At 55.7% G+C, this 26,826-nt stretch carries 30 protein-coding genes and 1 other RNA gene; 13 read left to right on the forward strand and 18 right to left on the reverse strand.

Annotation, left to right across the window (positions count from 1 at the left end):
* The first annotated feature begins 13 nt into the window (after nt 1-13).
* Nucleotides 14-1,567, forward strand: coding sequence for a sugar porter family MFS transporter (locus AACY82_RS10115; RefSeq protein WP_339616691.1), 1,554 nt, complete (start codon nt 14-16; stop codon nt 1,565-1,567).
* 3 nt (nt 1,568-1,570) lie between these two features.
* The gene (locus AACY82_RS10120) at nt 1,571-2,536 is read left to right on the forward strand and encodes a Gfo/Idh/MocA family oxidoreductase (RefSeq protein WP_339616692.1); all 966 of its coding nucleotides are present in this window, start codon (nt 1,571-1,573) and stop codon (nt 2,534-2,536) included.
* 82 nt (nt 2,537-2,618) lie between these two features.
* Here the strand turns inward: AACY82_RS10120 and hisF are convergent, their stop codons facing one another.
* From hisF to AACY82_RS10175, 11 genes are all read right to left on the reverse strand, one after another.
* Complete coding sequence (hisF, locus tag AACY82_RS10125; protein WP_339616693.1) at nt 2,619-3,392, reverse strand: imidazole glycerol phosphate synthase subunit HisF; 774 nt, start codon at nt 3,390-3,392, stop codon at nt 2,619-2,621.
* A 3-nt stretch (nt 3,393-3,395) separates the two neighbouring features.
* The gene (hisA, locus tag AACY82_RS10130; protein WP_339616694.1) at nt 3,396-4,130 is read right to left on the reverse strand and encodes a 1-(5-phosphoribosyl)-5-[(5-phosphoribosylamino)methylideneamino]imidazole-4-carboxamide isomerase; all 735 of its coding nucleotides are present in this window, start codon (nt 4,128-4,130) and stop codon (nt 3,396-3,398) included.
* 20 nt (nt 4,131-4,150) lie between these two features.
* Nucleotides 4,151-4,795 (reverse strand): imidazole glycerol phosphate synthase subunit HisH, encoded by a 645-nt coding sequence (gene hisH / locus AACY82_RS10135; protein ID WP_339616695.1) that lies wholly within the window; start codon nt 4,793-4,795, stop codon nt 4,151-4,153.
* Nucleotides 4,796-4,804: 9 nt separating this feature from the next.
* Nucleotides 4,805-5,398: an imidazoleglycerol-phosphate dehydratase HisB gene (gene hisB / locus AACY82_RS10140; RefSeq protein ID WP_339616696.1), complete on the reverse strand. Its 594-nt coding sequence runs from the start codon at nt 5,396-5,398 to the stop codon at nt 4,805-4,807.
* A gap of 97 nt (nt 5,399-5,495) precedes the next feature.
* Entirely contained in the window at nt 5,496-5,813 is a 318-nt protein-coding gene (locus AACY82_RS10145) for a DUF3301 domain-containing protein (RefSeq protein ID WP_339616697.1), read from the reverse strand.
* Between the two features lie 116 nt (nt 5,814-5,929).
* Nucleotides 5,930-6,142 carry a cold-shock protein gene (locus tag AACY82_RS10150; protein WP_339616698.1) on the reverse strand — a complete coding sequence of 71 codons (213 nt, stop codon included), beginning with the start codon at nt 6,140-6,142 and terminating at the stop codon, nt 5,930-5,932.
* A gap of 155 nt (nt 6,143-6,297) precedes the next feature.
* On the reverse strand, nt 6,298-6,639 hold the full coding sequence (locus AACY82_RS10155; protein WP_339616699.1) for a hypothetical protein: 342 nt from the start codon (nt 6,637-6,639) through the stop codon (nt 6,298-6,300).
* A gap of 32 nt (nt 6,640-6,671) precedes the next feature.
* Nucleotides 6,672-7,886 carry a UbiH/UbiF/VisC/COQ6 family ubiquinone biosynthesis hydroxylase gene (locus AACY82_RS10160; RefSeq protein ID WP_339616700.1) on the reverse strand — a complete coding sequence of 405 codons (1,215 nt, stop codon included), beginning with the start codon at nt 7,884-7,886 and terminating at the stop codon, nt 6,672-6,674.
* Complete coding sequence (gene ubiH, locus AACY82_RS10165; RefSeq protein WP_339616701.1) at nt 7,879-9,105, reverse strand: 2-octaprenyl-6-methoxyphenyl hydroxylase; 1,227 nt, start codon at nt 9,103-9,105, stop codon at nt 7,879-7,881. The genes AACY82_RS10160 and ubiH overlap by 8 nt, the downstream gene beginning before the upstream one ends.
* Before the next feature lies 1 nt (nt 9,106).
* Nucleotides 9,107-10,441 carry a Xaa-Pro aminopeptidase gene (gene pepP, locus AACY82_RS10170; protein WP_339616702.1) on the reverse strand — a complete coding sequence of 445 codons (1,335 nt, stop codon included), beginning with the start codon at nt 10,439-10,441 and terminating at the stop codon, nt 9,107-9,109.
* Nucleotides 10,442-10,504: 63 nt separating this feature from the next.
* Entirely contained in the window at nt 10,505-11,089 is a 585-nt protein-coding gene (locus AACY82_RS10175) for a UPF0149 family protein (protein ID WP_339616703.1), read from the reverse strand.
* Between the two features lie 195 nt (nt 11,090-11,284).
* Between AACY82_RS10175 and AACY82_RS10180 the strand changes: the two genes are divergently transcribed.
* From AACY82_RS10180 to AACY82_RS10195, 4 genes are all read left to right on the forward strand, one after another.
* The gene (locus AACY82_RS10180; protein ID WP_339616704.1) at nt 11,285-11,491 is read left to right on the forward strand and encodes a TIGR02449 family protein; all 207 of its coding nucleotides are present in this window, start codon (nt 11,285-11,287) and stop codon (nt 11,489-11,491) included.
* 37 nt (nt 11,492-11,528) lie between these two features.
* Nucleotides 11,529-11,828 (forward strand): cell division protein ZapA, encoded by a 300-nt coding sequence (locus AACY82_RS10185; protein WP_339616705.1) that lies wholly within the window; start codon nt 11,529-11,531, stop codon nt 11,826-11,828.
* 57 nt (nt 11,829-11,885) lie between these two features.
* A non-coding RNA gene (gene ssrS / locus AACY82_RS10190) (6S RNA) lies at nt 11,886-12,063 on the forward strand.
* A gap of 12 nt (nt 12,064-12,075) precedes the next feature.
* Nucleotides 12,076-12,735, forward strand: a complete 660-nt coding sequence (locus AACY82_RS10195) for a 5-formyltetrahydrofolate cyclo-ligase (protein WP_339616706.1) — start codon at nt 12,076-12,078, stop codon at nt 12,733-12,735.
* 445 nt (nt 12,736-13,180) lie between these two features.
* On the opposite strand, the gene ilvA is transcribed toward AACY82_RS10195, so the two are convergent.
* Entirely contained in the window at nt 13,181-14,695 is a 1,515-nt protein-coding gene (gene ilvA / locus AACY82_RS10200; RefSeq protein ID WP_339616707.1) for a threonine ammonia-lyase, biosynthetic, read from the reverse strand.
* 141 nt (nt 14,696-14,836) lie between these two features.
* Between ilvA and rpiA the strand changes: the two genes are divergently transcribed.
* Nucleotides 14,837-15,511, forward strand: coding sequence for a ribose-5-phosphate isomerase RpiA (rpiA, locus tag AACY82_RS10205; RefSeq protein ID WP_339616708.1), 675 nt, complete (start codon nt 14,837-14,839; stop codon nt 15,509-15,511).
* Between the two features lie 123 nt (nt 15,512-15,634).
* Here rpiA and rpmG read toward each other — a convergent pair whose 3' ends face one another.
* The 3 genes from rpmG to radC form a co-directional block, all read right to left on the reverse strand.
* Nucleotides 15,635-15,790, reverse strand: a complete 156-nt coding sequence (gene rpmG, locus AACY82_RS10210; protein ID WP_012489089.1) for a 50S ribosomal protein L33 — start codon at nt 15,788-15,790, stop codon at nt 15,635-15,637.
* Nucleotides 15,791-15,805: 15 nt separating this feature from the next.
* Complete coding sequence (rpmB, locus tag AACY82_RS10215) at nt 15,806-16,042, reverse strand: 50S ribosomal protein L28 (RefSeq protein WP_339616709.1); 237 nt, start codon at nt 16,040-16,042, stop codon at nt 15,806-15,808.
* A 319-nt stretch (nt 16,043-16,361) separates the two neighbouring features.
* Nucleotides 16,362-17,036 carry a DNA repair protein RadC gene (gene radC, locus AACY82_RS10220; protein ID WP_339616710.1) on the reverse strand — a complete coding sequence of 225 codons (675 nt, stop codon included), beginning with the start codon at nt 17,034-17,036 and terminating at the stop codon, nt 16,362-16,364.
* Between the two features lie 169 nt (nt 17,037-17,205).
* Here radC and coaBC point away from each other — a divergent pair, with 169 nt between their 5' ends.
* The 4 genes from coaBC to slmA all read left to right on the forward strand — a co-directional run bounded on the left by coaBC (nt 17,206) and on the right by slmA (nt 22,703).
* The gene (gene coaBC, locus AACY82_RS10225; RefSeq protein WP_339616711.1) at nt 17,206-18,399 is read left to right on the forward strand and encodes a bifunctional phosphopantothenoylcysteine decarboxylase/phosphopantothenate--cysteine ligase CoaBC; all 1,194 of its coding nucleotides are present in this window, start codon (nt 17,206-17,208) and stop codon (nt 18,397-18,399) included.
* Between the two features lie 47 nt (nt 18,400-18,446).
* Nucleotides 18,447-20,978, forward strand: a complete 2,532-nt coding sequence (locus AACY82_RS10230) for a phosphomannomutase/phosphoglucomutase (RefSeq protein WP_339616712.1) — start codon at nt 18,447-18,449, stop codon at nt 20,976-20,978.
* A gap of 2 nt (nt 20,979-20,980) precedes the next feature.
* A complete protein-coding gene (argB, locus tag AACY82_RS10235; protein WP_339616713.1) occupies nt 20,981-21,889 on the forward strand; it encodes an acetylglutamate kinase in 909 nt (302 codons plus the stop codon).
* Between the two features lie 199 nt (nt 21,890-22,088).
* On the forward strand, nt 22,089-22,703 hold the full coding sequence (gene slmA / locus AACY82_RS10240) for a nucleoid occlusion factor SlmA (protein ID WP_339616714.1): 615 nt from the start codon (nt 22,089-22,091) through the stop codon (nt 22,701-22,703).
* Between the two features lie 26 nt (nt 22,704-22,729).
* Here slmA and AACY82_RS10245 read toward each other — a convergent pair whose 3' ends face one another.
* Nucleotides 22,730-23,356, reverse strand: coding sequence for a hypothetical protein (locus AACY82_RS10245; RefSeq protein WP_339616715.1), 627 nt, complete (start codon nt 23,354-23,356; stop codon nt 22,730-22,732).
* Between the two features lie 27 nt (nt 23,357-23,383).
* Nucleotides 23,384-24,025, reverse strand: a complete 642-nt coding sequence (gene pyrE, locus AACY82_RS10250) for an orotate phosphoribosyltransferase (RefSeq protein WP_339616716.1) — start codon at nt 24,023-24,025, stop codon at nt 23,384-23,386.
* A gap of 208 nt (nt 24,026-24,233) precedes the next feature.
* Between pyrE and AACY82_RS10255 the strand changes: the two genes are divergently transcribed.
* Nucleotides 24,234-25,004, forward strand: a complete 771-nt coding sequence (locus tag AACY82_RS10255; RefSeq protein ID WP_339616717.1) for an exodeoxyribonuclease III — start codon at nt 24,234-24,236, stop codon at nt 25,002-25,004.
* Between the two features lie 72 nt (nt 25,005-25,076).
* Here AACY82_RS10255 and rph read toward each other — a convergent pair whose 3' ends face one another.
* Entirely contained in the window at nt 25,077-25,796 is a 720-nt protein-coding gene (rph, locus tag AACY82_RS10260; RefSeq protein WP_339616718.1) for a ribonuclease PH, read from the reverse strand.
* 162 nt (nt 25,797-25,958) lie between these two features.
* Between rph and AACY82_RS10265 the strand changes: the two genes are divergently transcribed.
* The gene (locus tag AACY82_RS10265) at nt 25,959-26,825 is read left to right on the forward strand and encodes a YicC/YloC family endoribonuclease (protein WP_339616719.1); all 867 of its coding nucleotides are present in this window, start codon (nt 25,959-25,961) and stop codon (nt 26,823-26,825) included.
* Nucleotide 26,826: the final 1 nt, after the last annotated feature.

Raw genomic sequence — 26,826 nt, forward strand, 5'->3', positions numbered from 1 at the left:
AGTATAAAAAGTAATGATTCAATCAAGTTACGCATTTCGTCTGGCCATTATTGTCTCGCTCGGTGGCTTTTTATTCGGTTTTGACGCCTCGGTTATTTCTGGTGCGATCAACTTTATTGGTGCCGACTTTAACCTGACCGATTGGCAGTTGGGCTTAGTGGTGGGTGCGCCGACGTTAGGCGGTATTATTGCCGGCGCCTGTTCCGGCCCTCTGAGCGACCGCTTTGGTCGCAAGCCGGTACTGCTGCTTATTGCCATTTTGTACACTATCTCGGCGGCGTTTTCGGCGCTGGCACCCGATTACTTTACCATTTCACTGGCGCGTTTTATTGGCGGTTTGGGCTTTGGGGCCTTGAGTTTAGCGCCTATTTATATCGCCGAAATCTCCCCGCCTGCTCAGCGCGGCCGGATGGTGTCTATTAATCAGCTAAATATTGTTTTGGGTTTTTCGGCGGCGTATTTTGCCAACTACTTTATTTTGCAGTTAGCTAATTCTGGCGCGCAATGGACGCAAAGCTTAGGCTTAGATCAGCACACGTGGCGCTGGATGCTGGGCATTGAAGTTGTTCCTGCGACTATCTACGTTTTTATGCTTATACTGATTCCCGAAAGTCCGCGTTGGCTCGTGCTAAACAGTAAGCCCGCCAAGGCCCGCACCGTGATTGCTAAATTGTTGCCTGATGCTGATCCCGACGTTGAGGTAAGTGCTATCGGCGCGACCAATCACACTAAACTTGAGCCTTTTATTCAGCGTTTAAAGCAGTTGTTTAAGCCCAATGTCCGTTTGGCGCTTGTGGTTGGTGTGGTGCTCGGTATTGCTCAGCAAATTACGGGCGTTAATGTCATTTACTTTTATGCTCCCACTATTTTCGAGCAGACCGGGATTGGTACCAATGCGGCTTTTGCTCAGGCAATTTGGATCGGTGTGACCAATGTGGTGTTTACCATTGTCGCTATGGTACTTATCGAGCGGCTCGGCCGCCGGCCGCTGCTGATTGTAGGCCTGGCGGGGGTTATGATCAGCATGGCCATTTGTACCTATGGCTTTAAACAGGCAACGTATGTCATCGACGATGTTGCCGCGATTGAGGTAAGCGATACCGAGTTGCGCGACCGGTTGCGGCCCCTTGAAGGTCTGACGTATAACGATGACGTGGTATTTAAGATTGCGCTGCGTAATCACTTGTCTGAGACTGAGCTGCGCACGCACCAAGGGCAAATCATTGCCGCCGCCACCAATATGAACCCCTATTTAATTCTTATTGGTATTCTCGGGTTTGTCGCTTCATTTGCGGTGTCTTTAGGGCCGGTAATGTGGGTATTATTGTCCGAGATTTTTCCCAACCATTTGCGCGGGGTGGGTATGGCATTTGTAGGTATGCTTAACAGTGCGGTTAGTTACGGGGTGCAGGTGGTGTTCCCGTGGCAACTGAGTCATTACGGCTCGGCGATAACCTTCTTTATCTATGGTTTTTTTGCGCTGATAGGTTTGGTGTTGGTGTATTGGTTACTGCCAGAAACCAAAGGTAAAACACTTGAGCAGCTAGAGACGGAGTTTAAACGTTAAGCTATGAAGAAAGTTCGTTGGGGTATTGTCAGTACCGGTCGTATTGCCGGGCAATTTGCGCAGGATTTTAGCGCCGTAAAAAACGCGCAGCTGCATGCTGTAGCCGCGCGCAATCTCGATAAAGCAAAACAGTTTGCTTTTGCGCACAATATTACCAATGCCTACAGTAGCTACGAGGCGCTGTTTAGCGATCCAAATATCCATGTGGTTTATATCGGCACCCCGCACAGCTTACATTACCAGCACGCTCGTGCAGCGCTTGAAGCTGGCAAAGCGGTACTGTGTGAAAAACCGCTAACCGTGAGTGTCGCTGAATGCGAATCGCTGCAAGCAATGGCGCGGGATAACGGTGTTTATTTAATGGAGGCCATGTGGACTTACTTTTTACCCGCCCTGCGCAAAGCTAAGCAGTGGGTCGATGAAGGCCGCATCGGTAATATCAAGCACATAAAGGCAGATTTTGGTTATCCGCAGTTGCCGTTTGACCCCAAAAAACGAGAGTACGACGCCGATTTAGCGGGCGGTTGCTTACTGGAGATGGGCGTTTACCCAGTGGCGTTAGCATGGTTGTTTATGCCGCAAACCCCCGATGATGTGCAAGTGATCAGTCGCTTTGCCCCCAATGGGGTGGAGGATGACCTGGCCATTCACTTTAATTATCGCGATGCGGTGGCAAGTCTCGGTACGTCGTTTCGTTGCAAGTTACAAAACTGGGCTTATATTATTGGCGACGAAGGTTATATCGCAATCCCTGACTTTTGGCGCGCCAGTGAGTGCTCCCTGTACGTGCTGGATGAGCAGGTGGATAAGTTTATCGATAATCGTCAAGAGCAAGGGTTTTGCTTTGAGGCGCAAGCGGTAACCGATGATTTAATTGCTAAACGGCTTGAATCGCAAACGGTATCCTTTGCCGATAGCCTGGCGTTTGCGCGCCATATGGATTTGATTCGAGAGACGTTTAAGCGGTAGCCGGGTGTTAGCAATTAGCCACCAAAAAAGGCACGCCAACCGGCGTGCCTTTTTTGGTGGCGCTATTGAACATAAGAGTGGGCTACAAGCGCACTTCGATGCCGCGCTCTTGCATATAGGTTTTTGCCTCTAGTACCGAGTACTCACCAAAGTGAAAAATACTCGCCGCCAATACCGCGTCGGCGTGGCCGTCGGTAACGCCATCCACTAAATGCTGCAAGTTACCCACGCCACCGGAAGCAATAACCGGTATCGGCACCGCCGCGCTAATGGCGCTTGTTAGCGGCAGATCAAACCCATTTTTGGTGCCGTCGCGGTCCATGCTGGTAAGCAGTATCTCGCCGGCGCCGTACTCGCTCATGCGCGCGGCCCATTCGATGGCGTCAATGCCGGTGGGCTTGCGGCCCCCGTGAGTAAAAATCTCCCAGCGCAAAGGCTCGCCCGGCGCACTCACTTGTTTTGCGTCAATCGCCACCACAATACACTGGGCGCCAAAGCGGTCGCTGGCGGCTTTGACAAAATCTGGGTTGTGCACCGCCGCCGAGTTAATGCCAACTTTATCGGCACCGGCGTTTAGCATACGGCGAATATCCTCGTTGCTGCGAATACCACCGCCCACGGTTAACGGGATAAACACTTCACTGGCGATCCGCTCGACCGTGTGTACCGTGGTGTCGCGCCCTTGGTGGCTGGCGGTAATATCGAGAAAGGTAATCTCGTCAGCACCGGCCTCGTTGTAACGCTTGGCGATCTCGACCGGATCGCCGGCATCGCGAATATCGACAAACTGCACGCCTTTAACCACACGGCCGTTGTCCACATCAAGGCAAGGGATAATGCGCTTGGCCAAACCCATAACTTACTCCGCGTTGTCGCAGTATTGTTGTGCTTCGGCCACGTCGAGTGTGCCCTCGTAAATCGCGCGACCGGTAATGGCGCCGCAAATGCCTTTGTCGCTGGCCGCGTTAAGCGCGCGAATGTCGTCCATGTTGGTAATACCGCCCGAGGCAATCACCGGGATACTCGATGCCTGCGCCATGGCCACGGTGGCCTCGACGTTTACGCCTTGCATCATGCCGTCGCGGGCGATGTCGGTGTACACAATCGAGCTGACGCCGTCGGCTTCAAAGCGTTTGGCCAAATCGGTGGCTTTAACGTTAGAGACTTCGGCCCAACCGTCGGTGGCAACCCAGCCGTCTTTGGCATCCAGCCCAACAATAATATGGCCGGCAAACTCGCGGCAAATATCAGTAATAAACTCGGGCTCTTTTACCGCTTTGGTGCCGATAATCACATACTCGACGCCGGCGTTTAAGTAGTGCTCAATGGTTTCTTTGCTGCGAATACCGCCGCCGATTTGAATCGGCAGTTTAGGGTAGGCTTTGGCAATTGCGGTGACCACTTCGCCATTAACCGGTGCCCCGGCAAACGCGCCGTTTAAATCCACTAAGTGCAAGCGGCGGCAGCCGGCCTCGACCCACTGGGCGGCCACGGCCACCGGATCGTCAGAGAAAACCGTAGAGTCGTCCATCAGGCCCTGGCGTAAACGGACACACTGGCCGTCTTTTAAGTCGATGGCGGGAATAATTAACATGTTAAGTCTCTCTTAATGCGTTAGCTCTGACCGTTCCAGCGGACAAAATTGTGAAGTAACTGTAAGCCGGCGGTGTGGCTTTTTTCGGGGTGAAATTGCACCGCAAAAACATTGTCGCGACCGACCGCCGCGGCAAAGCTGACACCGTAATGGCAGCTGGCCATGACCTGTTCGGTGTTGGCGCTTTGTACGTAGTAGCTGTGCACAAAATAAAAGCGGCTGTCTTGCGCGATGTCGGCCCACAGCGGGTGATCGTTGTGATGCACTTGGTTCCAGCCCATGTGCGGCACTTTTAGCACTTCGCCCTGATCGCCTTTTAGCTGGTTGCCAAAAAATTCGACATTGCCGGCAAATAAGTCGATGCACTCGGTACCGCCGCTTTCGGCGCTGCTGCTCATCAGTGCCTGCATGCCGACGCAAATACCCAGTACGGGTTTACCGCTGGCCACTTGCTCGCGTAGCACTGCATCAAAACCGAGGCGTTTGATCTCGCCCATGCAATCGCCAATAGCGCCCACCCCCGGGAATATCACCCGGTCAGCGCGGGCGATCTCGGCCGGATCGCTGGTGACTAGCACTTGGTGGTCGCACACTTTACCCAGTGCGCTGGCAACCGAGTGCAGGTTGCCCATACCGTAATCAATAACCGCTACTGTTTCGCTCATAAAACCTGCTTATAAACTGCCTTTGGTGGAGGGCATAATACCGGCCATGCGTGGGTCTGGCTCGAGCGCCATACGCAGGGCGCGGCCAAAGGCTTTAAACACGGTTTCTATTTGGTGGTGGGCGTTGTCGCCGCGCAGGCTGTCGATGTGCAGCGTGACTTGCGCGTGATTGACAAAGCCGTGAAAAAACTCTGAGAACAGTTCGGTATCGAATGCGCCGACGCGTTTTTGCGTAAAGGGCACCTTCATGATCAGACCCGGGCGGCCGGAAAAGTCGATCACCACCCGCGATAGGGCTTCGTCCAGTGGCACATAGGCGTGGCCGTAACGGCGAATGCCCTTTTTGTCGCCCACAGCGCGGGCAATCGCCTGGCCGATGGTGATGCCAATGTCCTCGACGGTGTGGTGATCGTCGATGTAGGTGTCGCCCTTACACTTAACGTTCAGATCGATCATGCCGTGGCGGGCGATCTGATCCATCATGTGCTCTAAAAAGGGCACGCCGGTATCAAAGGTGCCGCAGCCGGTGCCGTCGAGGTCGAGCTCGACACTGATCTGGGTTTCCAGAGTATCGCGTGATACTTGCGCTTGGCGCTCAGACATGGGTGTTCTCCGAAGTCGCAGTCGGGCTGCGTGGAAGCAAAGCGCGAATTATATCGGCAAGTGGCCAACAATTCACGGTTTGCGAAAAATTGGGGTTTTAGTGCATGCGATGTGGATCGAGTTGTACGGTCTCTACCCGGCGGCCGAGCATAATCACACGGCCGGTATAGCGGTCCTCGCCGGTGGCGGTAAATTCAAAGTAAAAGGCGCGCCACAGCGCCATTGCACCGCGGCTGTTACGCTTAAACCACAGGCGGCGCAGATACACGCTCTGGTCGAGCATCTGCACGTCCATTTCTTTGCAGTGGCGCAGTGCCCAGCCAAGCGCCACGGCTTTTGATTGCAGCGCGCGCCACCAGTAGTAGACCACGGCAACAATAACAAAACACCAGATAACAACGCTTAGATCAGACATATAGGCCTATACAAACACAAAAGCGCCCGCGCCCACACTGGGTGCGGGCACGGGCGCGAGTACTATTGCCGTGCGAGTTACCGCGCGCGCAAACAAAACTTTAGGTGGGTTGTGGCTTACAGGGCGGTAACGTTTTCTGCCTGCGGACCTTTTTGGCCCTCTACCACTTCAAAAGAGACGTTTTGCCCCTCTAATAACGTGCGACGGCCAGTGCCGTTAATAGCCCGGAAGTGTACAAATACATCCGCGCCGCTTTCGCGCTCGATAAACCCATAACCTTTTGCGTCATTAAACCATTTAACGACACCAGTGACCAATTGCTCCGACATAACACCCTCGTCTGCGTCCGTTGTCAGCCCGGCTGACCTTAGTTGTCCGTAACGTTGAGGCGCTTACATTAAACGTTACTGGTCAAAATTAAAGCACTTCAGTATGGCCAGTTCAATAGCTTTGTGGGCGATTTTAGACAGTCAATAACGCGGTTTTACGAGTCGGAGGAGGATTGTTTTATTTTGGGGCGGCGGCAGAAAACTTCGTGCAAATACAGGGCAATAATCACCACAGCAAAGCCCCCTAACATGGCAGGGCGCTTTACTTGCTCCAGAGCCAGCCCCTCTTTGGCCAGTTGGTAGCAGGCCAAGCCCCAGGCGGCAGCGGCAAAATATCCCCAGCGCATACGCTTCCAGACAAATACGGCAATAACCAAGGTTAGTACGGCGGCAAAAACGGTTTGTATTTTAAGTTCCGAGGCAAGCACTCCCGCACTGGCCAGCAACCAGAGCAATAACAAGGCGTTAAGCAGGTGGGGAATTTTTGATTTGGTCATGGTGTTTAGCTCGTTGGGTGATCAAGGGAGGCTTAGAGCGATAGTCCCATCGCCTGTTGCGCCAGTAAATTCTTTAACGCCGGCAGTGTGTTTACACCGCTTAAGGCGCGGTTGCGCAGCAGTGTAAGGCCCGGCTGGCGGCTGCCAAACAGGCGTTTAAAGCCCTCCATAGATGCCATCATGGTCAAGTTGTGGCCCATTCGCTGGCGCTCGTAGCGGCGCAAGGTGGCGTACTCGCCAGTGCTCAGGCCGCGCTCTTGGGCGCGCTGTAGCTCGCGCGTTAAGCAGGCAACATCCAGTAAGCCCAGGTTAACCCCCTGGCCGGCTAGCGGGTGAATACTGTGGGCGGCATCGCCGACAAGTGCTAAACCCCGCTGTGCGTAGCGGGTGGCGTGGCGCTGGTGCAAAGTAAAAGCATGGCGCGTGCTGACGTGCTCAATGGTGCCTAAACGGCGCTCAAAGTGACGCTCCAGCGCTTGGCAAAACTCGGTATCGTCAAGGGCCATAAGCGAGTCGGCAAACGCCTGATCGGCCGACCAAACGATCGAGCAGTGGTGGCCGTCGCTCGCGTGCGGGGTATCGATCAGCGGCAGCAGCGCCAGCGGCCCGGTGTTCATAAAACGCTGCCTAGCCACCAAGCCGTGGGGCGCTTGGCTGCGCACGGTGGCGACGATAGCGCTCTGCTGATACGACCACTGGCGCTCGTCGATGGCGGCCATTTTGCGCAGGAGCGAGCGGGCGCCATCGGCGGCAATAATCAGGGGCGCCTGCAGGGGTTCGTTGGTGCTTAACTCGACACCGTTAATGCTGCCATCGGGCTGGCGTAATAGCGCGCTAACGGGCTGTTGCCAGCGCTCGACGGCGGTTAATTCCAGGGCGCGCTCAAGGGCTTGGTTGAGTACCCGATGCTCGACAATATGGCCCAAGGTATCGCGGCCTAGGTCGTGGGCGCTAAATTCGATGTGACCGGCGCCCTCGCCATCCCACACATGCATATCGCGGTACGGGCAGGCGCGCTGCTCGGCCACGCTGCGCCATACACCGAGCTGCTCGAGCAGTTGGCGCGACGCCTCCGTCAGGGCCACCACGCGTGGGTCAAACGGTTCTGGGGCGGTCGCCGGCTGGGCCGCCGGTGCCACTAACGCGATGCGGGTATGGGGCGCCAGCGTTTGGCTGAGGTGGGCGGCGATGCTGGTGCCGACAATACCGGCGCCCACCACGATAATGTCGTAGTTTGTCCTAACCATGTCGGGCCTCCTGGGTTGTGCGGGTAAGCCCCATCATTTGCCTGCCAAAGGCGCTGCGCAGTGTCGGTGCCAGCTCCAGGCTGAGCAGCCCTAAGTGGCGCAAGGCAACCGCGGGTAGCGCTGTGGTGCTAAACAGCCGCACCATGGCATCGCCGGCGCGAGAGGTGATGGCCTGATCGCGCTCGCGCTGGGCAAGATAGCCTTGCAGCACACTCAGCTCACCGGGGCTGTCGCTGGCAGTAATGGTGCGCGACAGGGCCGCGCAGTCGCGCAGGGCCAAATTAAAACCCTGGCCGGCCACTGGGTGTAAAAAGTGCGCCGCATTGCCCACGAGCACTAAGTTTGAGCGCACTTGCTCGCGTGCTTGGCGCAGCACCAGCGGGTAGCTGTGGCGCTCGCTCGCCGCCATAAAACGGCCCAAGCGGTGGCCAAAGTGCTGTTGCAAACGCGCTAAAAACTCTGTGTCGGGTGCGTTTTGCAGGTCGCTGGCGCGATGGCTGGGTTGCGTCCATACCAACGCCATCTCGCGCGCCTGTGGCGACTGCCCAAGGGGCAATAGCGCCAGTGGGCCGGTTTCGGTAAAGCGCTCGTAGGCGACGCCCAGGTGCGGTTTAGCGCAGCGGACGTTGGCGATAATGGCGTTTTGATAATAGGGCTTGTCTTGGGTGGTAATACCCAGCGCTTGGCGCAGCGGCGAATTGGCGCCGTCGGCCAGTGCGGTTAGCCGCGCCGTTAACGGGGCAAGGTGGTTGTCGAGCATTAGACGACCGCTGCCGGCCTGCGGCACAAAGCCGGTAGCGCCGGCCTTGTGTTGCTGAATATTGCTCTGCTCGCTGAGCGCGCGCAACAACACTTGGCCCAGCCAGGTATTGGGCACAACATAACCTTGAGTGTCCATGCCGGTCGCGCTGGCATCCAGCATTTGGCCGGGCAAGTAACCGCGATCTGAGACATGCACGGCGCTGATGGCGGTGGCGTGGCGCTGCAGCGTTTGCCACAGGCCCAGTTCGTCAAACAGCTGCGCGCTGCCGGCCGATATCGCCGTGGCGCGGGCATCAAAGCTTGGGTGATAGGGGCCGCTGTCTGGCACGCGGGGGTGCGGGTCGACAATGGCAATGCGCCAGTCTGGCCTGGCGCGCGCGCACAGCAGCGCTAAGCAGGCACCGGCAGGGCCGGCACCGACTATGGCAAGGTCCAGTGGCGCCTCTTGCTCGCTCACCTTACGCGCCTCGCGCGCTGGCCGCCTCGGCCATTAGTGCCTCGATGGCGTCAATGGTTTTGGGGACGGTTTTGGTAAGTACCTCACAGCCGTCTTTGGTAATCAGGACGTCGTCCTCGATGCGAATGCCAATGCCGCGCCATTTTTGCGCGACCTGCTCATCATCGGGCGAGACATAAATGCCCGGCTCGACGGTCATTACCATGCCCGGCTCCAGCACGCGCCACTCGCCGCCGACTTTATAGTCGCCCACATCGTGTACATCCATGCCCAGCCAGTGGCCAACGCGGTGCATATAAAACCGGCGGTAGGCGCCGTCCTCGATGAGTTTGTCCAGCTCGCCCTCAAGCAAACCGAGTTTGACTAAGCCCTCGGTGATTACCCGCACGGAAACCTCGTGGGGTTCGTTCCAGTGGGCGCCGGGTTTTAGGGTGGCCATGGCTGCATCTTGGGCGGCCAGTACGATCTCGTACAGGGCGCGCTGCTCGGGGCTAAAGCTACCGCTGACGGGGAAGGTACGGGTAATGTCGGCGGCATAGCCTTCTAGCTCGCAGCCGGCGTCGATTAACACTAAATCGCCGGTTTTGAGGGCGGCGTCGTTTTCGATGTAGTGCAAAATACAGCCGTTTTTACCGCCGCCGACAATGGTGCTGTAGGCGGGGTGACGGGCGCCGGCCATGGCAAACTCGTGCAGTATCTCGGCCTCTAGCTGATACTCCATGACGCCGGGTTGGCAATAGCGCATGGCGCGGGCGTGGGCACGGGCCGAAATTTCGCCCGCCTCGGCCATAACCCGGGCCTCAGCGGCGCTTTTGTAAAGGCGGTTATCGTGTAAAAAGTGCGATAAATCTAAAAACTCGCCCGGTGGGGTCGCGCCCGAGCGCACCTTGGCGCGAATGGTGTTTACCCAGTCCATTACTTGCCGATCAAAACCGGCGTCTTTGCCCATGGCGTAATAGACCCGCTCGCGGCCCTCTAATAGGCCGGGCAAAATATCGTCGATGTCGTCGATAGGAAAGGCGTCATCGGCGCCATAATCTTTACAGGCGCCATCGGGGCCGGCGCGGTAGCCGTCCCAAATCTCGCGCTCGGGGTCGCGGTCGCGGCAAAACAGGACAAATTCGCCGTGCTCGCGACCGGGGATTAACGCAACTACCGCCTCTGGCTCGTGAAAACCGGTAAGGTAAAAAAAGTCGCTGTCCTGGCGATAGGGGTACTCGGTATCGCGCGAGCGCGTGCACTCGGGCGCGGCCGGCACGATGGCGATACTGTCCGGCTCCATAACGCTCATTAGGGCTTTGCGGCGGCGGGCGAATTCGGCTTTGGTGATGCGCATGCAGACCTCGATGTTCGGTGGTAAAAATCGCTTGCTACGTCGGTGCTTAATAGCCGCGTGCCATTAATGAAGCGTTTTAGTGCTTTTGGCGCTGTTGTCGGCCGTATCATATTCGCCAAAGGTTTGGCACAGGCTAAGGGCCGATAAGCGCACGTACTCGGCCACTTCGATAAAATCGGCTTCGCCGCTGGCGGCATCGTTGTCGTCAGCTTGTACTTGGATTATGGCGGCAAAGTCGCTTAACGTTTCCTGTACTTCCTCGGGTAAATTGCCGCGCTCAACCACGCCGGCGGCGCCAAAGCCGGATAAAAATCCATGGCACCACTGCGACAGCGCCTCTACCCGCTCGGACATGCCCTGCTCATCGTCAGGTAAAAACAGCACAAAGCTAAAACCTTTACCGGTCAGCTGTGCTTTAGTGTCAGTGAGTAATTTAATCAGCTCATCAACCGTGGCGGTATCAGGGGTTTCCGTTAGCGCCATAAACTCGTCCACCAAACGCAGCCAGTCGGCCTCGTTCAGCGGGGCACCACAGAGCCGGCCACACAGCATACCTTGCAGTTCGGCGGGGCTGTTTACGGCACCCAGTGGGTCGAGCAATTCGTCCCAGCGGTCAAATTCGCTTTCGGTTCTTTCGATTTCTGTCATGAGTAACCCTTCTATTAACGGCGCTTATGCTACCACGAGTGTTGTATTCGGCCTGATCTGGACAGCGCTATATGGGCAAATATCACAAAAAAATCGTGTGCTTTGGCTTATGCACGATATTGCGGCAACAACATTTGACCCTCTGCGTGGGGCGCAATATAGTAGCCGCTGAAGCCCAATTGGTCACCTGCCGCTATGTCTGAAGATTTTATACTTACACTGGAAGCTAAGCTGGATGAGTTGATTCGCCAGTGCGGTCGCTTGCAGCAGGAAAACGCCGAGCTAAAAACCCGCGAGAGCGAGTGGCAGCAAGAGCGAGTGCGTTTGGTAGAGAAAAACGAGCTGGCGCGCTCGCGCGTCGAGGCCATGATCACCCGACTGAAAAGTCTGGAAGCGCAGTAAAACTTGCTCCAGGCAACAGCCGCAAGAGGTATTTCCGGTGAGTAACGAAACCGTCAGCGTAAAAATTCTCGATAAAGATTATCAAGTGGCCTGCCCGGCAGACGAGCGCGTGGCGCTGGTGCAATCGGCGCAAGTGCTGGATGAGCGCATGCGTATGATCAAAAGCTCGGGCGGTGTTATTGGCTTAGAGCGCATCGCCGTGATGGCGGCGCTTAACCTCAGCCATGAGTTGCTGCTGGCGCAGCAGTCAGGCGCCTCGGTTGGCGCCAATCAAGCCTCGCTCGACCGCATGCAGAGTAAAATTGAAGCGCAGCTGGATCAATTATCCGCTAAGTAATCGCAATTGGTGGCAGAAGTTTTTGGGGTCGAACGGCAATTTGCGTTATAATACAAACACACCCTGGGATGTACGCCAGTCGACTAAGTCCTTGAGCCGATACTGCTGTACCAGGTAGTGCCTCGTCGGTATTTGTGAGCATGTCCGCACGACGGAAAGCCTAATAATATCGCAGGCGCCACCCCTTGAACTCTAGGGTTCAAGGCCAACTTGACAGCGGCATCTTGGGGTTTTTAATTTCTTGCCTATGACCCGCACCAACCTTCCCGTAACTAACAATACCGCTACCGATGCGCCAACGAGCGCGCGCTCCACTAACAGTAATCGTCGTGAATTGCGCCGCTTGCTACGTGCCCGTCGCCGGTCTCTATCGCCTGCAGTTCAAGCCAGGGCCAGTGCCGGTTTACTGCGTCAGCTGCAAAAACAACCGTGGTTTAACCGCGCGCAACGCATTGCCCTCTACTGGCCAAGCGATGGCGAAATAGACCCACGCCCGGTCGCGGCAACCGCTTGGCGGCTTAACAAGCGCTGCTATTTACCCGTGTTACACCCGTGGTTAAAGCGCCACCTTTGGTTTACCCCTTTTGCCCGCAACACCCGCTTTGCTCCCAATCGCTTTGGTATTCCCGAGCCAGTCGGTCCCGCCCGTGCGCCGCTTAATAATCGTCACCTAGATGTGGTGCTGTTGCCTTTGGTGGGGTTTGATCGCGCCGGCGGCAGGTTAGGTATGGGCGGTGGCTTTTACGACACCACGTTCGCGGCCAAGCGCCGTGGCAAAGGCTTTAAGCGCCCGCGGTTGGTGGGGGTGGCGCACAGTTGCCAAGAGGTTGATGCATTGGCACTGGCCAGTTGGGATGTGCCGCTCGATGGTATTGCCACCGAGCGGGAGTATATTGCGATTCGTTGATGGTTTTTTTGCTGTTTGATGTGTGGAGTCGCTCTTCTTTCAGGGCAATGTTAGTCAGTATATTTATAGTTAGCTTATTTCCAAGCTATCTACGAAGTATCGAGCCCCCTGCAGCCAGCCGAGCGTAGGCCTATTTTAGGGGGTAAGCAAATAGGACATTTGCGCAAGTCTCGTCAGGCAAGGGACTGCCTGTCGAGACGGCCCGCTAAAATAGGCCGGAGCGAGGGAACCCGAAGGGCTGAGATGCCGGGGTGGCCTCTTTTGATGACTTTTCTGGCCAAACAGAAAAGTCATTCGCCTGCCCGGCGACAGAGGGCAAGCAAATTTAAGACTACACGATAGACAGTCGTATGGTGCCGTGAGCTAGCAAATGGTAGCTTCTAAGTACTACGGCGACGATCTGCTTCAAGCTTTTAGTGTGAGGCTATGCAACCCGTAACCCCCATCAAGCCAAAAAGTACTGATACGCTTCGTTGTCCGTCTCATCCCAAAACGGATAATTGATCTCGGCCAAAAACTTTCTCACTTGGGCGCGCTCGGCCTCGGGCACTTGCATGCCGACTAAGACCCGGCCGTACGCAGAGCCGTGGTTGCGGTAGTGAAACAGCGAGATATTCCAGCGTCCGGCGACTTCGGTTAAAAATGCCAACAGGGCGCCGGGGCGCTCGGGGAATTCAAACCGAAACACCATTTCCTCGGAGACTTGTACCGCGTGGCCGCCAACCATGTAGCGAATGTGCAGCTTGGCCATTTCGTTGTCGGTCATGTCGACCAAGTCGTAACCCTTTGCGCGCAAGTCGCTTACCAGCTCTTCGCGGTCGCTGGGGTCGGTGCCTACTTGTATACCGACAAAAATACGCGCTTGGTCGGAGTCGGCAAAGCGGTAGTTAAACTCGGTGATGTTGCGTTTGCCCAGCGCGCGGCAAAATTCTTTGTAGGCGCCGGTGCGCTCGGGGATGGTTACCGCCAAAATGGCCTCGCGCTTTTCGCCAATTTCGGTTCGCTCGGAGATATAGCGCAGGCGATCGAAGTTGATGTTGGCGCCGCTGTCGATGGCCACTAAGGTCTGTCCCTCAATGTTGTTTTCGGCCACGTATTTTTTAAGCCCGGCAACGCTTACGCCGCCGGCGGGTTCGGCAATCGAGCGGGTGTCTTCAAAAATATCTTTAATGCCCGCGCAGATCTCATCGGTATTAACGGTAATCACGCCGTCGATGGTTTCTTTTAGAACGCGAAAGGTCTCTTTGCCGATTTGCGCCACAGCGACGCCATCGGCAAAAATGCCCACTTGCGGCAGCTTTACCCGGCGACCGCTCTCGAGCGCGGCCGCGAGGCAGGCCGACTCGGCCGACTCGACGGCAAAGACTTTAACATCTGGGCGCACGTATTTTACGTAAGCCGCGACCCCAGCACCCAGGCCGCCGCCACCAACCGGAACAAAAATCGCATCGATGTGTTTGGGGTACTGGCGCAAAATCTCCATCGCCACGGTGCCTTGTCCGGCAATCACATCGGCGTCGTCAAACGGGTGAATGTAGGTGAGGTTTTTTTCTTCAACCAATTTTTGCGAGTGCTTTGAGGCCTCGTCAAAATTATCGCCGTGCAGTACCACTTTGGCGCCACGGGCGCGCACTGCGTCCACTTTAATGGCTGGGGTGGTACGCGGCATTACAATGGTTGCTTTAACGCCCAAATGCTGCGCCCCCAGCGCCAGGCCTTGGGCGTGGTTGCCGGCCGAGGCGGCAATAACACCGCGTTTGCGCTCCTCATCGGTTAGCTGCAATAACTTGTTGTAGGCGCCGCGAATCTTAAACGAGAAGACCGGCTGCAGGTCTTCGCGCTTTAATAGGACATTGTTGCCTGTGCGCTGCGACAGGAGTCGCGCTCGCTCCAGTGGCGTCTCGACCGCGAGGTCATAAATGCGAGCATTAAGAATACGTTTTATGTAGGAGTCCGGCATGGCTAAGTCTATAGTTGAGTACAGCGATTGGATGGAAAGCTGCCCATCATAAACAATTTATACACGCCTTACATCCGCCGTCACATAATCGGCTGCCGAGCGAGTATAATAAGTGTCCCGATGACTCTCTGCGAGGTTGCCATGAACCAAGACCAGCTTAAGCAATCGGTGGCCCGTGCGGCTATCGAATACATTACGCCAAAACTGCAAGCCGATAGCATTTTAGGTGTGGGCACTGGCTCGACGGCAAATTTCTTTATCGACATGCTGGGCGAGCTAAAAGACCAATTTGCCGGTGCTGTGGCCAGCTCCGATGCCTCGGCCACGCGACTTAAAGCGCTGGGCATTGAGGTGCTGGATTTAAACAGTGTGGGCGAGTTAGTGGCCTATGTGGATGGCGCCGACGAGTCAAACGCGCAACTGGCGCTGATTAAAGGCGGCGGTGCGGCACTGACGCGCGAGAAAATTGTCGCCGCTGTGGCCCGCGAGTTTGTGTGCATCGCCGACGAGAGTAAGTGGGTCGATGTGCTGGGTAGCTTCCCGTTGCCAGTTGAGGTGATTCCTATGGCGCGCTCGTATGTGGCGCGCGAGCTGGTTAAGTTGGGTGGCAGTCCGGTGTATCGCGAGGGGGTGGTGACTGACAACGGCAATGTCATTCTCGATGTGCATCAGCTCGCGATTGTTGACCCCAAGCAGCTGGAGGCAGATATTAATCAGTTGACCGGTGTGGTCGCGAGCGGTTTATTTGCCCGCCGCGGCGCCGATGTGTTGCTGCTGGGGTGTGCCGAAGGGGTCGAGACGATATATCCGAAATAAACGTCGGACGTCTGAGCTCTGACGTAAAAGGTGCCCACGGCAGGCGTCCGAGCTCAGGCTTTAAGCACAAAAAAGCCCGACCATCGCTGGCCGGGCTTTTTTGTGCAAAGGTAAAATCAGTATTTACTTGATTTTGCCTTCTTTGTAGACAACGTGCTTACGAACAACGGGATCGTATTTTTTGATCTCCATTTTTTCGGGCATGGTGCGCTTGTTTTTGTCGGTCGTGTAAAAGTGACCAGTACCTGCAGACGAATTCAGACGAATCTTCTCGCGCATGATATATCTCCTAAATTAGACTTTTTCACCACGAGCACGCAGGTCGGTCAATACTGACTCGATGCCGCGTTTGTCGATCACTCGCATACCTTTTGCAGACACACGCAGTTTCACAAAGCGTTTCTCTGCTTCGATCCAAAAACGGTGAGTGTGCAAGTTTGGCAAAAAACGACGCTTGGTGTGGTTCTTTGCGTGAGAAACATTGTTTCCGGTCACGGGACGCTTGCCGGTAACCTGACATACCTTAGACATTGTTTTGCCTCTTAACCTGATTAATCGCGCTCGGCTGCTTGCCTTCATAAGGCCGACAGCAGCCCAGAGCAGAATTCATTGAGCAGCCTGTTTATCCAATCGCGGCTAGCCTGTGCGGGTTGTTTGATGTGCCATTTACCGGTGTCGGCAGCGGCACAATCCCGATCTTCAGGGTCAGCCGAACAACCCGGCCGCAAAGAGCCGCGTTTTATACCAAAAGCGCCCCCCAATATCAACGTCTAGTTGCTTTTTTGACCAGAAAAGTGCGAAATTTTGCTCAATTGGAGGGTTTGTCGGGTTTATGACCGGGTGGTGGCCGTTACAGCAGCCCAAGCTCGGCGAATGAGCTGACCTCGCCATCGCCGACAATCATATGGTCTAGCACCCGCACGCCGACCAGCTCCAACGCCTTAATTAAGCGCTCGGTGATGTGCCGGTCGGCCTGGCTTGGCTCGGCGACGCCCGAGGGGTGGTTATGGGCTAAAATCACCGCGGCACAATTGTTGGCCAAAGCCAGTTTGACCACTTCGCGAGGGTAGACGCTCGCGGCGTCTAACGTGCCAAAAAACAATGGCTCGTAGCGGATAAGCCGATGCTGGTTGTCGAGCATTAATAGAGCAAATATCTCCCGTGGGCTGTGGCGCAGCTGAGCGACTAAGTAACGACGCACCAGATCGGGGCTGGTGAGGGCGTCACCGGTGGTAAGTGTTTCGCTTAAGTGGCGGCGGGCCATCTCTAATACGGCTTGCAGCTGGGCGTACTTGGCGGAGCCCAGCCCTAACCCGCGGCAAAAATCCGGTTGCGAGGCCTCCAGTAACGGCCGCAGGCCGCCAAACTCGTGTAACAGCTCTCGGGCTAGGTCTACCGCCGATTTGCCAGCACAGCCAGTGCGCAAGAAAATCGCTAACAGCTCGGCGTCGGAGAGGCTGGTGGGGCCGCGCTGCAGCAGTTTTTCTCGGGGGCGTTCTTGCTCGGGCCACTGGTGTATCGCCATCGGAGGACTCCTTGTCGTCGGTTGCGGTCGGTGCCGCCGGGCGCTTTCCTGGCGCGTCGATATACGAAATTACCTTCAAGAATGGTATCTTTGTCGTTTGCGGTCAAGTTTACCGGCGCAAGCTGAGAAAACTGAGACAAATCCAGCCCTATGGCCAACGGAGTTTGGGATGTCCACTCTACAAAACAAGCGCATACTGCTGGGCGTGACGGGCGGTATTGCCGCCTATAAAACCGCCGAGTTGGTGCGCGAGCTGCGCCGCCGGGGCGCGAGCGTTCGGGTGGTGATGACCATGGCCGCTTGTGAATTTATTACGCCGCTTACGCTACAGGCGCTGTCGGGCAATCCGGTACATACGTCACTGCTCGACCCCGAGGCCGAAGCGGCTATGGGACATATAGAGCTGGCACGTTGGGCGGACTTAACATTAATAGCGCCGGCCAGCGCCGATTTTTTAGCTCGCTTAAGTGGCGGTATGGGGGACGATTTACTGTCGACCGTGTGTTTGGCGACACGCTCGCCTATCGCCATTGCCCCGGCGATGAATCAGGCCATGTGGGATGCGCCCAGTACGCAGGCTAATATTACCCGCCTGCGCCAGCGCGATTTCATCGTGCTGGGCCCGGGCAGCGGCGAACAAGCCTGTGGCGAGTTTGGCCCCGGTCGTATGCTGGAGCCAGTCGAGCTGGCGGCGCAGCTAGAGCAGATGTTCAACGTGGATACCCTAACCGGTAAGACCGTTGTGATTACCGCCGGCCCAACCCGCGAGGCGATTGATCCGGTGCGCTATTTGAGCAACCACAGCTCCGGCAAAATGGGTTACGCCCTTGCTGAGGCCGCGGCCGAAGCGGGGGCGCGTACGATATTGATCAGTGGTCCGTGTCAGTTGGCGCCGCCCGAGCGAGTTGAGCACATAAAAGTCATCTCAGCCGATGATATGTTGGCGGCCTGTTTAGATTACGCTGCTGGCAGCGATTTATTTATCGGCGCGGCAGCCGTGGCGGATTTTCGCCCGGCCAACATCGCCGAGCAAAAGCTGAAAAAGTCTGACGCTGACACTATGACGCTTACGCTTGTGAAGAATCCAGATATTATTGCCAGCGTCGCCGCGCTGGACGCGGCGCCCTTTACCGTGGCGTTTGCGGCAGAATCTGAGCGGGTCTTAGAGTACGCTCGCGATAAACTGGTGCGTAAAAAAGTCGACTGCGTGATTGCCAACGACATCAGTGCGGCGGGTATTGGTTTTAATAGCGACGACAATGCTGTGACCTTGATTGATCGCCGGGGCGAAACCCGTTTTGATCAGCGCAGCAAACCCCAGTTAGCGCGCGAGTTAATAGCTCTGTTGGCTGAGCGGTTGTAATCTACTGAGTCAAAAACAGGTTTCATAAAAAGTTAAAAGGACGCCTCATGAGCAAAAAGCCGGTTTCAGATCCTGCGGACAGTGCACCAGAATCCAGTACCGATGGTGCCACACCACGCATGACCCGCGCCGAGCGTCGAGCTATGGAGGCGCAACAACAGCTTTATAAAAAGCGTCATCAGCTACTGTTTATTTTGGTGGGCGTGACCATTGCCGTTAATGCCTTACTCGGGTTTTGGTTGTACGAGTCTATGGTGGTGCAAACCGAGCGACAGCGAGTGCAAGATGCTGCCACCGCGCGTGCCGGAAAAGCGGCAAGCGCCATTGAGAGTTATCTTGCCGAGCGCCGTGGCGAGCTAACGCGCTGGGCGCAAAATCCGGCGCTGCTGAGCGCTCTGCAAAGCGACGAGGCGGGTGCGCTTCATAACGTTGCCACCTTATTGGGTGTCGGCAGTGAGAACTTGTTGGCGCTGCGCGCTTTTACGTCGGGGCAGGCGCGTATCCAGCCTAACCATCAAGCGCCGCTGCGTTATGCCGAGTTGGATCTTTTGCGCCGCGCTTATCGCCGCCAGGACACCCTGCCTGAAGCCGCCCCTATCGATGGCGTGTGGCAGTTGCAGCTTGCCAGCGCCGTTCCTCCTCAGGGGGATAGCGTCACCGGGGCGCTGCTTGCGACTTATTCTGCGGATGCTATTAACCAGATTATTACGACTAATCAAGATACATTGGGCAGACTTTCGCTGCGCCAAGAGTTCTCCAGCGCCCGGCCATTTGAGCTACTCAATGATGGCGCCGGGCAAGCGGCACCGGCGGTAACGCGCAAAGTGGCGGGTAGTTATTTAAGTGTCGAGTACACGCCGTCGGCGGCTCTGGTCGCTCAGTCGAAAGAGCTGCCGGGCATGTGGCTTTTAGTGTTGAGCCTAACTGTGGTGGTGGGGCTGGTGTTGTCACTGCTGTTAAGTCGTGTGTTGGTCCGGCCGAAAAAAGCGCCGGCGGGCGAAGGGCTGGTGCTGCCCAAGCAGTATGTCGACGCCCAGGCAGAGGCAAAGCCAGAGCAAGATGGCGAGCGAGCCGGCGCGAGTGGCAATGCGTTGAGCCAGGATATTCTTGATATTGAAGTCATTGAAGAGGATGAAGATATTCTCGGGCTCGACCATAGCGCGCCGCGTCGGCCGGCCCCCGCACCGGCTCCACAAGCGCGCGAGGTACCGGATGATGTTTTCCGCTCATATGACATTCGCGGCGAGGTTGGCCCTGGCGGTATTACGGCCGAGCTGGCGCACCAGATTGGCTTAGCGCTAGGCAGCGAGGTACAAGAGCAGGGCGAACACAGTATTATCGTCGCGCGCGATGCTCGTACCCATAGCCCCGAGCTGTGTGAGCAGCTGATTGCGGGATTACTGGCCAGCGGTTGTGACGTTATTAATATTGGCGTGGTGCCCACACCGCTGATGCACTTTGCCACGTTTGAGCTGGATCAAACCAGCAGTGGGGTGATGGTTACGGCAAGCCACAATGCGGCGCCATACAATGGTTTTAAAATGGTTATTAACGGTGAAACGCTCGCCGATGGCGCCATTAAAGATATCCGCTCGCGCATCGTGGCCGGTAAATACCTTGAGGGCGACGGCCAAGAGCAGCACATAGAGGTAGTGGCCGATTATATCGATCGTATCTTCTCGGATGTCGCGCTCGCCGGTGATATCCGCGTTGTCGTCGATGCCGGCAATGCGGTGGCCGGTAGCGTCGCGCCGGCGCTGTTTGAAGAGCTCGGCTGCGACGTTATTGCGCTGCACTGCGAGCTCGATGGTAGCTTTCCTAACCACAATCCCGACCCGAGCCTTGAGGAAAACCTGCAAGATCTGTTGGCCAAAGTGCGTGAAACCGATGCCGACTTGGGGGTGGCGTTTGACGGTGATGGCGATCGTTTGGTGGTAGTCACACCCGCCGGACACATTATTTGGCCCGATCATTTATTAATGCTATTTGCCAAAGATATTCTCTCGCGTAACCCAGGCGCCGATGTTCTGTTTGATGTGAAGTGCTCGAAGCAGCTCAACCAGATTATCTCCGGCTACGGGGGCCGCCCCATTATGTGGAAGACCGGTCACTCGCATATGAAGCACAAAATGATTGAGACCGGTGCGCTGCTGGGTGGCGAATACTCGGGCCATATTTTTATTAAAGAGCGCTGGTACGGGTTTGACGATGGTCTGTATACTGCCGCACGCCTGCTCGAGATCATCACTTTGCGCGATCAATCGATCGACGATGTGTTTGCGGCGTTCCCAATGCTGCCCTCTACCCCAGAGATTCGCGTTGCCGTTGCCGAATCAGAAAAATTCGCTTTGGTTGAAAAGCTAATTGCTCAGGGCGAGTTCCAGAACGGCAAGGCCACCACCATCGATGGTTTACGCGTGGACTTTTCTAAAGGCTGGGGTTTGGTGCGCGCCTCTAACACTGGGGCAGAGATTACCCTGCGTTTTGAGGCCGAGTCCGAGGCGGTGCTGGAAAAGCTTAAGCTGCTGTTTAAACGCGAGCTTAAAAAGATTGATAACACTTTGAATTTGGACTTTTAATTATGTCACTGAACCGCGACGCGGCGATGAATATTGCCCAAGTGCTGACCGAGGCACTGCCTTATATTCAACGCTTTACCGGCAAAACCATTGTGGTTAAATTCGGCGGTAACGCCATGGTCGATGAAGAGCTGCAAAATAGCTTTGCCCGCGATATCGTGATGATGAAGCTGGTGGGGATGAACCCGATTGTGGTGCACGGCGGCGGTCCGCAAATTGGCGATTTGCTAAAAAAGCTTAATATCGACTCCGAGTTTGTAAACGGTATGCGGGTGACCGACAGCAAAACCATGGACGTGGTCGAGATGGTTTTGGGCGGCACAGTTAATAAACAAATTGTGAGCCTCATTAACCGCAACGGTGGCGAGGCGATTGGCGTTACCGGTAAAGACGGCCAGCTGATTCGCGCCAAAAAACTTGAGGTTAAAGCCACCAGCCCCGAGGTGTCCGCCTCTGAGATTATCGACATCGGGCATGTGGGTGAAGTCGCCTCGATCAATAAAGCGGTCATCGATATGCTGCTAAACAGCGATTTTATTCCGGTGATTGCGCCCATTGGCGTGGGCAAAGACGGCGCCTCTTACAATATTAATGCCGACTTAGTCGCCGGTAAAATTGCCGAAGTTTTACAGGCCGAAAAGCTGATGCTACTGACCAACGTCGCGGGTCTGCTGGACAAAGAGGGCAAAATTCTCACCGGGCTTTCCACCGCCCAGGTCGACGAGCTTATCGCCGACGGCACGATATACGGCGGTATGCTGCCGAAAATCGCCTGCGCCCTAGATGCGGTTAAGTGTGGTGTTACCAGCGCTCATATTGTCGACGGCCGTGTGTCGCACGCTGTGCTGCTAGAGATATTTACCGACGTTGGGGTGGGCACATTGATCACCAACAAGGCTATGCCGGCTTAAGTGAGTCTTTAACGCTGGCAACCGGCACGGGGCTGCCGCTAGAATAGTAACAGGGATAATAGAACACGCAATCGATAGAGTTTGGGGGCTTCGGGCGCACTCTATCGAGCTTTGCCAAATTGCGGCAAAGTCAGCACGACCAACGACAAACCGACCTGTCGCGATGAGAGCAGGCGTAAACGACAAGAGCAGTCGCGCTATGAGCACTAAAAGCAGTCAAAAAGTATCTCGCCGTCAACAGATCCTCGAGTCGCTGGCAACCATGCTAGAGGCCAGCCCTGGCGCACGTATTACCACCGCCGCGCTGGCGCGCGAAGTGGGCGTGTCCGAGGCGGCCCTGTACCGCCACTTTCCCAGCAAGTCGAAGATGTTTGAAGGCTTGATTGAGTTTATTGAAGAGACCATCTTCAGTCGTATTAAATTAATTTTAAGTGAAGAGCCCCAAGCGCTGCACCGGCTAGAAAAGATTTTGTATTTATTGCTAACCTTTACCGAGCGCAACCCCGGCATTACCCGCCTACTCACAGGCGATGCGCTTACCGGCGAGACAGAGCGGTTGCGCAACCGTATTGCGCAACTGTTTGAGCGGGTAGAGACCCAGTTAAAGCAAATTATTCGCGAGGCCGAGTTGCGTGAGGGGCTGCGCCCAAATTTGCCGTTATCGGCAGCAGCCAATATGCTTATGAGCTTGGCCGATGGGCGCATTACGCAGTTTGTGCGCAGTGAGTTTCGCCGTTTACCCACGCAGTACTGGGAAGATCAGTGGCCCATTATTGCGCAGGGTCTGATGCGTGAAAGCGCACCCGTCGCTTAGTCTTGCTTTGCCTGCGGCGGGCAACGCTAAGGGTTAATTTCTTTAAACCGTTCAATATCTTTATCAAATTTAGCGGCGGCGCCCTCTAGCGTTTGCCCGCGCTGCTCTATTTGTTTGTGAATCTCTACCAGCTCGGCCTCTAGGGCGGCAATATTGGTTTTTAAGGTGTCCGATACCGGCCGGCCGTTGCGCTCCATAATCCCCGCGCGGCGTTGTTGCTCCTCTAATTGTGAGGTAACACCCGAAAGGTTAGCGCGCAAAATACTCAGGTTGCCGCGCAGCTCTGTTAGGCTGCGTTGCTTGGCCGACTCAATATCTTTTACCGTACTAAAGCGCCGCTTTAATCTGGCATCCCATTCGGCCAACTCAGCCTCGCGGCGCATTCGTTCGGCGGCTCTCACAGCATCCGCCCCCTTGGGCGAGGCTTTTACTGTTTTGAGTATGCGCCCGGTGCTGGTAATAATGTCGTAGCCGCGCGCAGCGGCATCCGGTGGGATGCTTTGTTGTACCACCAAGTTGCCGTCTGCGTTTTTATACCTAAAGAGCACGCTATCGGGGCCAGTGTCTGGCTCCTCGGCCAACAGCGGTGCGCTTAGCAGTGCTAACGTTAACAGTAGTGCGCTGCAAAAATGTCCGCCGAGTGTGCTCTTCATCCTGTGCTCCTTGATATCGCTACGCGGTTAAACGCCGTACTGGTCGCGGTACGTTTTAATGGCTTCAAGTTTATTGTTGCCACCCTCTGTCTCAAGATAACGGATTATATCGTCAAGGTTAACAATACTGATCACTGGAATGCGATAGCTTTGCTCGACCTCTTGAATGGCCGATAGCTCCGCGCGGCCTTTTTCTTGCCGATCCACACCGATCAGCACCGCCGCTGGGGTGGCCTCAGACTGAGCGATAATAGCCATCACCTCGCGAATCGCGGTGCCGGCGGTAATCACATCATCCACAATAACCGTGCGACCGGTAAGTGGCGCGCCCACCAGCGAGCCGCCTTCGCCGTGGTCTTTGGCCTCTTTGCGGTTAAAGCAGTAGGGTACGTCTTGGCCGTGTTGCTCGGCTAGTGCTACCGCGGTGGCGCTGGCCAATGGGATGCCTTTGTAAGCCGGGCCAAAAACCAAATCGTACTCAACGCCGCTGTCGATTAACGCCTGCGCGTAAAACCGCCCCATTTTCGCCAGGCCGCCGCCGCTTTGAAAAAACCGCCCGGCATTAAAAAAATAGGGGCTAACCCGCCCGGACTTGAGCGTAAACTCACCAAACTGCAACGCTTGGTTGTCGATGGCCAGCTGGATAAATTCGCGCTGATAATCGTGCATATTTGTACGTTCCTTAGATGTAACCGGCAAAACACGCTATTATAAACAAGCGGACGAGCTGTGTAGAATCATTCTGCGTTGGTGAAAATTTAGCCAATAACAATAAGTTTTGCTAAAAAACACCGGCAAATGACTGTTGCCACGACGGCAGCTAACACAATCGATCCAAGCTCGGGTATCATACACAGTCCGCAATAAAGGGGCTAACATGAGAGTTATCAGTCTGAGCGTCGACGGTATTTTTCAAGCGGCGCAGCGCGGCCTATACGATTGGCTGGACAGTCAGGATGCGGACGTCATCTGCCTGCAAGATTTGCGGGCGCTCGAGTACGAGCTGGACGATGATGTTTTTCATCCCGAGGGCTATTTTGCCTACTTTTTCGATTCCGGTACGCCGCATTATAACGGCGTGGCGATCTACACCCGTAAGCAACCCAAAGCACTGATTTTTGGGTTGGGCTTTTCATCGGGTGTCGATATGGAAGGGCGCTATCTGCAGGTTGATTACGAGCATATGAGTATCGGCTCACTGCTCGCGCCCAGCGCCAGTTCAGAGGTTGAGTCACAAGAGGTTAAAATTAACTTTTTTGACGACCTGCAAGCGCACATGGAAAAAATCACCCGCAAGCGCCGCGAATACATCTTTTGTGGCAATTGGCAGATGGCGCATACGCCGCGCGATGTCACCGACTCAGATGCGCTGCAAAGCGAGTCTGGCTTTTTGCCCCACGAGCGTCAGTGGTTGAGCCAGCTGTTTAACCAGATTGGCTACGTCGATGCCTTTCGCCGTGCGATTCGCGATCCGGACGAATATAGTTGGTGGCCCAGTAACAAAATTGGCACCGGCCCTGGCTGGCGTACCGATTTGCAGGTGGCCTCTAACAACCTTGGCCAGCGGGTCGAGTATGGTGCTATCTACAAAAACGGCCAGTTCTCTAGCCACTTACCGGTGATTGTCGATTACGACATCGAGCTGTAATACCGCTGCGCGACAACCGCACAAAAAAGGGGAGGCATAAAATGCCTCCCCTTTTTTCTGGCTCGTTAATGTTTAGTGCTCTAGCGCCGCTTTTTGCAGGCGGTTGAGCTCGGCAATGCCGTCTTTGGCCAGTTTTAACATGGCCGAGAACTGCTCCTCGGTAAAAGGCTCGGCTTCGGCGGTGCCCTGCACCTCGATCATGCCGCCATCGTCGGCAATCACCACGTTCATATCGGTATCGGCGTTGGAGTCTTCCGGGTAATCCAAATCCAACACCGGCTCGCCCTGATAAATCCCTACAGAGACAGACGCAATCGCTCGCAGCATCGGTTTGCCGTTAACCAGCTGGTTGGCTTCTAGGTGCGCGATAGCATCTGCCAGCGCCACCCAGGCGCCGGTGATAGAGGCGGTGCGGGTGCCGCCGTCGGCCTGAATCACATCGCAGTCGATATGAATGGTGTTTTCACCCAGCTGCTTTAAGTCGACAGCAGCGCGCAGCGAGCGGCCAATCAAGCGCTGAATCTCGACTGTGCGGCCGCCCTGCTTACCGCGGGCTGCTTCGCGCCCCATACGGCTGCCGGTAGAGCGGGGTAGCATGCCGTATTCGGCGGTCAGCCAGCCTTGCCCTTGGCCGCGCAAAAATGGAGGTACGCCGGGCACAACGCTGGCATTACACAACACTTTGGTGTCGCCAAACTCTACCAGCACCGAGCCTTCGGCGTGCTTGGTGTAGTGGCGGGTAATAGTGATAGGGCGTAATTCGTTGGGAAGTCGTCCACTAGGGCGTTGCATATAAAGATCCTGTCGGTTTGCAAACTCAGGCGGTTGCCTGATGGCATGTGTTAACATCAAGGTTCATGTTAACGTTTTACCGCCGCCGGACAAAGGGCCTCGCTCGCGTTATTTGTTGTCCGGTTGTACTCAGACAGTAGCAACTAGACAAAGGGATCACCCATGCCACGCAGTATGACCGGATTTGCCCGGGCCGAAGCCAAATCCCCCGAATACACCCTAGTCTGGGAGGTGCGCAGTGTGAATCACCGCTACCTCGAAATGCATCTGCGCCTGCCCGAAGAATTTCGTGAAATCGAAACCGCCCTGCGCGAGACGGTGCGCAAAAAGCTCCAGCGCGGCAAATTAGAAGCCACCATCCACTTGCAGCCCGAGCAAGGCGGCGATGCCAGTATTGGCTTAGATCCCGACCGCCTGGCGCAAGTGGCCGATGCCTGCCGTCGCATCGACGCGCAAATGGATAACTGCGCGCCAGTTAACCCGCTTGAGGTATTACGCTGGCCCGGCGTACAAATCGTGCGCGAGCTAGACCGCGATGCTTTGCATGAGCGGTCACTGGCATTATTTGCCGACGCGCTCGATCAACTGATCGACAATCGCGCCCGCGAAGGCGCCGAGTTGGCCGTTTACATTAATCAGCGCCTCGATGCCATTGCCGCTGAGGTGGTTAGCGTGCGCGAGCAACTGCCCAATATTTTGCTAGCCCAGCGCGAAAAACTGCAAACAAAAATCGCCGCATTGGATGTAGAGTTAGACCCGGATCGCTTAGAGCAAGAGATCGTGCTAATGGCGCAAAAGGCCGACGTCGATGAAGAACTCGACCGTTTGGATACGCACATTATTGAGGTGCGCCGCACTTTAAAGCAAAAAAACTCCCTCGGCCGCCGGCTCGACTTTTTAATGCAAGAGCTCAACCGCGAGGCCAATACTCTTTCTAGCAAATCCGTGGTGAGTGAGACCACTCAAGCGGCGGTAGAGTTAAAAGTGTTGATCGAGCAAATGCGCGAGCAGGTGCAGAATATTGAGTAGA

Origin of the sequence: uncultured Gilvimarinus sp. (assembly GCF_963972205.1) — a bacterium.
Lineage (GTDB): Bacteria > Pseudomonadota > Gammaproteobacteria > Pseudomonadales > Cellvibrionaceae > Gilvimarinus > Gilvimarinus japonicus.

What these genes read in the sequence shown, in the direction of transcription:
- AACY82_RS10115 (WP_339616691.1), top strand. Translation starts at nt 14, where the DNA reads ATGATTCAATCAAGTTACGCATTTCGTCTGGCCATTATTGTCTCGCTC.
- AACY82_RS10120 (WP_339616692.1), top strand. Translation starts at nt 1,571, where the DNA reads ATGAAGAAAGTTCGTTGGGGTATTGTCAGTACCGGTCGTATTGCCGGG.
- hisF (WP_339616693.1), bottom strand. Translation starts at nt 3,392, where the DNA reads ATGGGTTTGGCCAAGCGCATTATCCCTTGCCTTGATGTGGACAACGGC.
- hisA (WP_339616694.1), bottom strand. Translation starts at nt 4,130, where the DNA reads ATGTTAATTATTCCCGCCATCGACTTAAAAGACGGCCAGTGTGTCCGT.
- hisH (WP_339616695.1), bottom strand. Translation starts at nt 4,795, where the DNA reads ATGAGCGAAACAGTAGCGGTTATTGATTACGGTATGGGCAACCTGCAC.
- hisB (WP_339616696.1), bottom strand. Translation starts at nt 5,398, where the DNA reads ATGTCTGAGCGCCAAGCGCAAGTATCACGCGATACTCTGGAAACCCAG.
- AACY82_RS10145 (WP_339616697.1), bottom strand. Translation starts at nt 5,813, where the DNA reads ATGTCTGATCTAAGCGTTGTTATCTGGTGTTTTGTTATTGTTGCCGTG.
- AACY82_RS10150 (WP_339616698.1), bottom strand. Translation starts at nt 6,142, where the DNA reads ATGTCGGAGCAATTGGTCACTGGTGTCGTTAAATGGTTTAATGACGCA.
- AACY82_RS10155 (WP_339616699.1), bottom strand. Translation starts at nt 6,639, where the DNA reads ATGACCAAATCAAAAATTCCCCACCTGCTTAACGCCTTGTTATTGCTC.
- AACY82_RS10160 (WP_339616700.1), bottom strand. Translation starts at nt 7,886, where the DNA reads ATGGTTAGGACAAACTACGACATTATCGTGGTGGGCGCCGGTATTGTC.
- pepP (WP_339616702.1), bottom strand. Translation starts at nt 10,441, where the DNA reads ATGCGCATCACCAAAGCCGAATTCGCCCGCCGCCGCAAAGCCCTAATG.
- AACY82_RS10175 (WP_339616703.1), bottom strand. Translation starts at nt 11,089, where the DNA reads ATGACAGAAATCGAAAGAACCGAAAGCGAATTTGACCGCTGGGACGAA.
- AACY82_RS10180 (WP_339616704.1), top strand. Translation starts at nt 11,285, where the DNA reads ATGTCTGAAGATTTTATACTTACACTGGAAGCTAAGCTGGATGAGTTG.
- AACY82_RS10195 (WP_339616706.1), top strand. Translation starts at nt 12,076, where the DNA reads ATGACCCGCACCAACCTTCCCGTAACTAACAATACCGCTACCGATGCG.
- ilvA (WP_339616707.1), bottom strand. Translation starts at nt 14,695, where the DNA reads ATGCCGGACTCCTACATAAAACGTATTCTTAATGCTCGCATTTATGAC.
- rpiA (WP_339616708.1), top strand. Translation starts at nt 14,837, where the DNA reads ATGAACCAAGACCAGCTTAAGCAATCGGTGGCCCGTGCGGCTATCGAA.
- rpmG (WP_012489089.1), bottom strand. Translation starts at nt 15,790, where the DNA reads ATGCGCGAGAAGATTCGTCTGAATTCGTCTGCAGGTACTGGTCACTTT.
- rpmB (WP_339616709.1), bottom strand. Translation starts at nt 16,042, where the DNA reads ATGTCTAAGGTATGTCAGGTTACCGGCAAGCGTCCCGTGACCGGAAAC.
- radC (WP_339616710.1), bottom strand. Translation starts at nt 17,036, where the DNA reads ATGGCGATACACCAGTGGCCCGAGCAAGAACGCCCCCGAGAAAAACTG.
- coaBC (WP_339616711.1), top strand. Translation starts at nt 17,206, where the DNA reads ATGTCCACTCTACAAAACAAGCGCATACTGCTGGGCGTGACGGGCGGT.
- AACY82_RS10230 (WP_339616712.1), top strand. Translation starts at nt 18,447, where the DNA reads ATGAGCAAAAAGCCGGTTTCAGATCCTGCGGACAGTGCACCAGAATCC.
- argB (WP_339616713.1), top strand. Translation starts at nt 20,981, where the DNA reads ATGTCACTGAACCGCGACGCGGCGATGAATATTGCCCAAGTGCTGACC.
- slmA (WP_339616714.1), top strand. Translation starts at nt 22,089, where the DNA reads ATGAGCACTAAAAGCAGTCAAAAAGTATCTCGCCGTCAACAGATCCTC.
- AACY82_RS10245 (WP_339616715.1), bottom strand. Translation starts at nt 23,356, where the DNA reads ATGAAGAGCACACTCGGCGGACATTTTTGCAGCGCACTACTGTTAACG.
- pyrE (WP_339616716.1), bottom strand. Translation starts at nt 24,025, where the DNA reads ATGCACGATTATCAGCGCGAATTTATCCAGCTGGCCATCGACAACCAA.
- AACY82_RS10255 (WP_339616717.1), top strand. Translation starts at nt 24,234, where the DNA reads ATGAGAGTTATCAGTCTGAGCGTCGACGGTATTTTTCAAGCGGCGCAG.
- rph (WP_339616718.1), bottom strand. Translation starts at nt 25,796, where the DNA reads ATGCAACGCCCTAGTGGACGACTTCCCAACGAATTACGCCCTATCACT.
- AACY82_RS10265 (WP_339616719.1), top strand. Translation starts at nt 25,959, where the DNA reads ATGCCACGCAGTATGACCGGATTTGCCCGGGCCGAAGCCAAATCCCCC.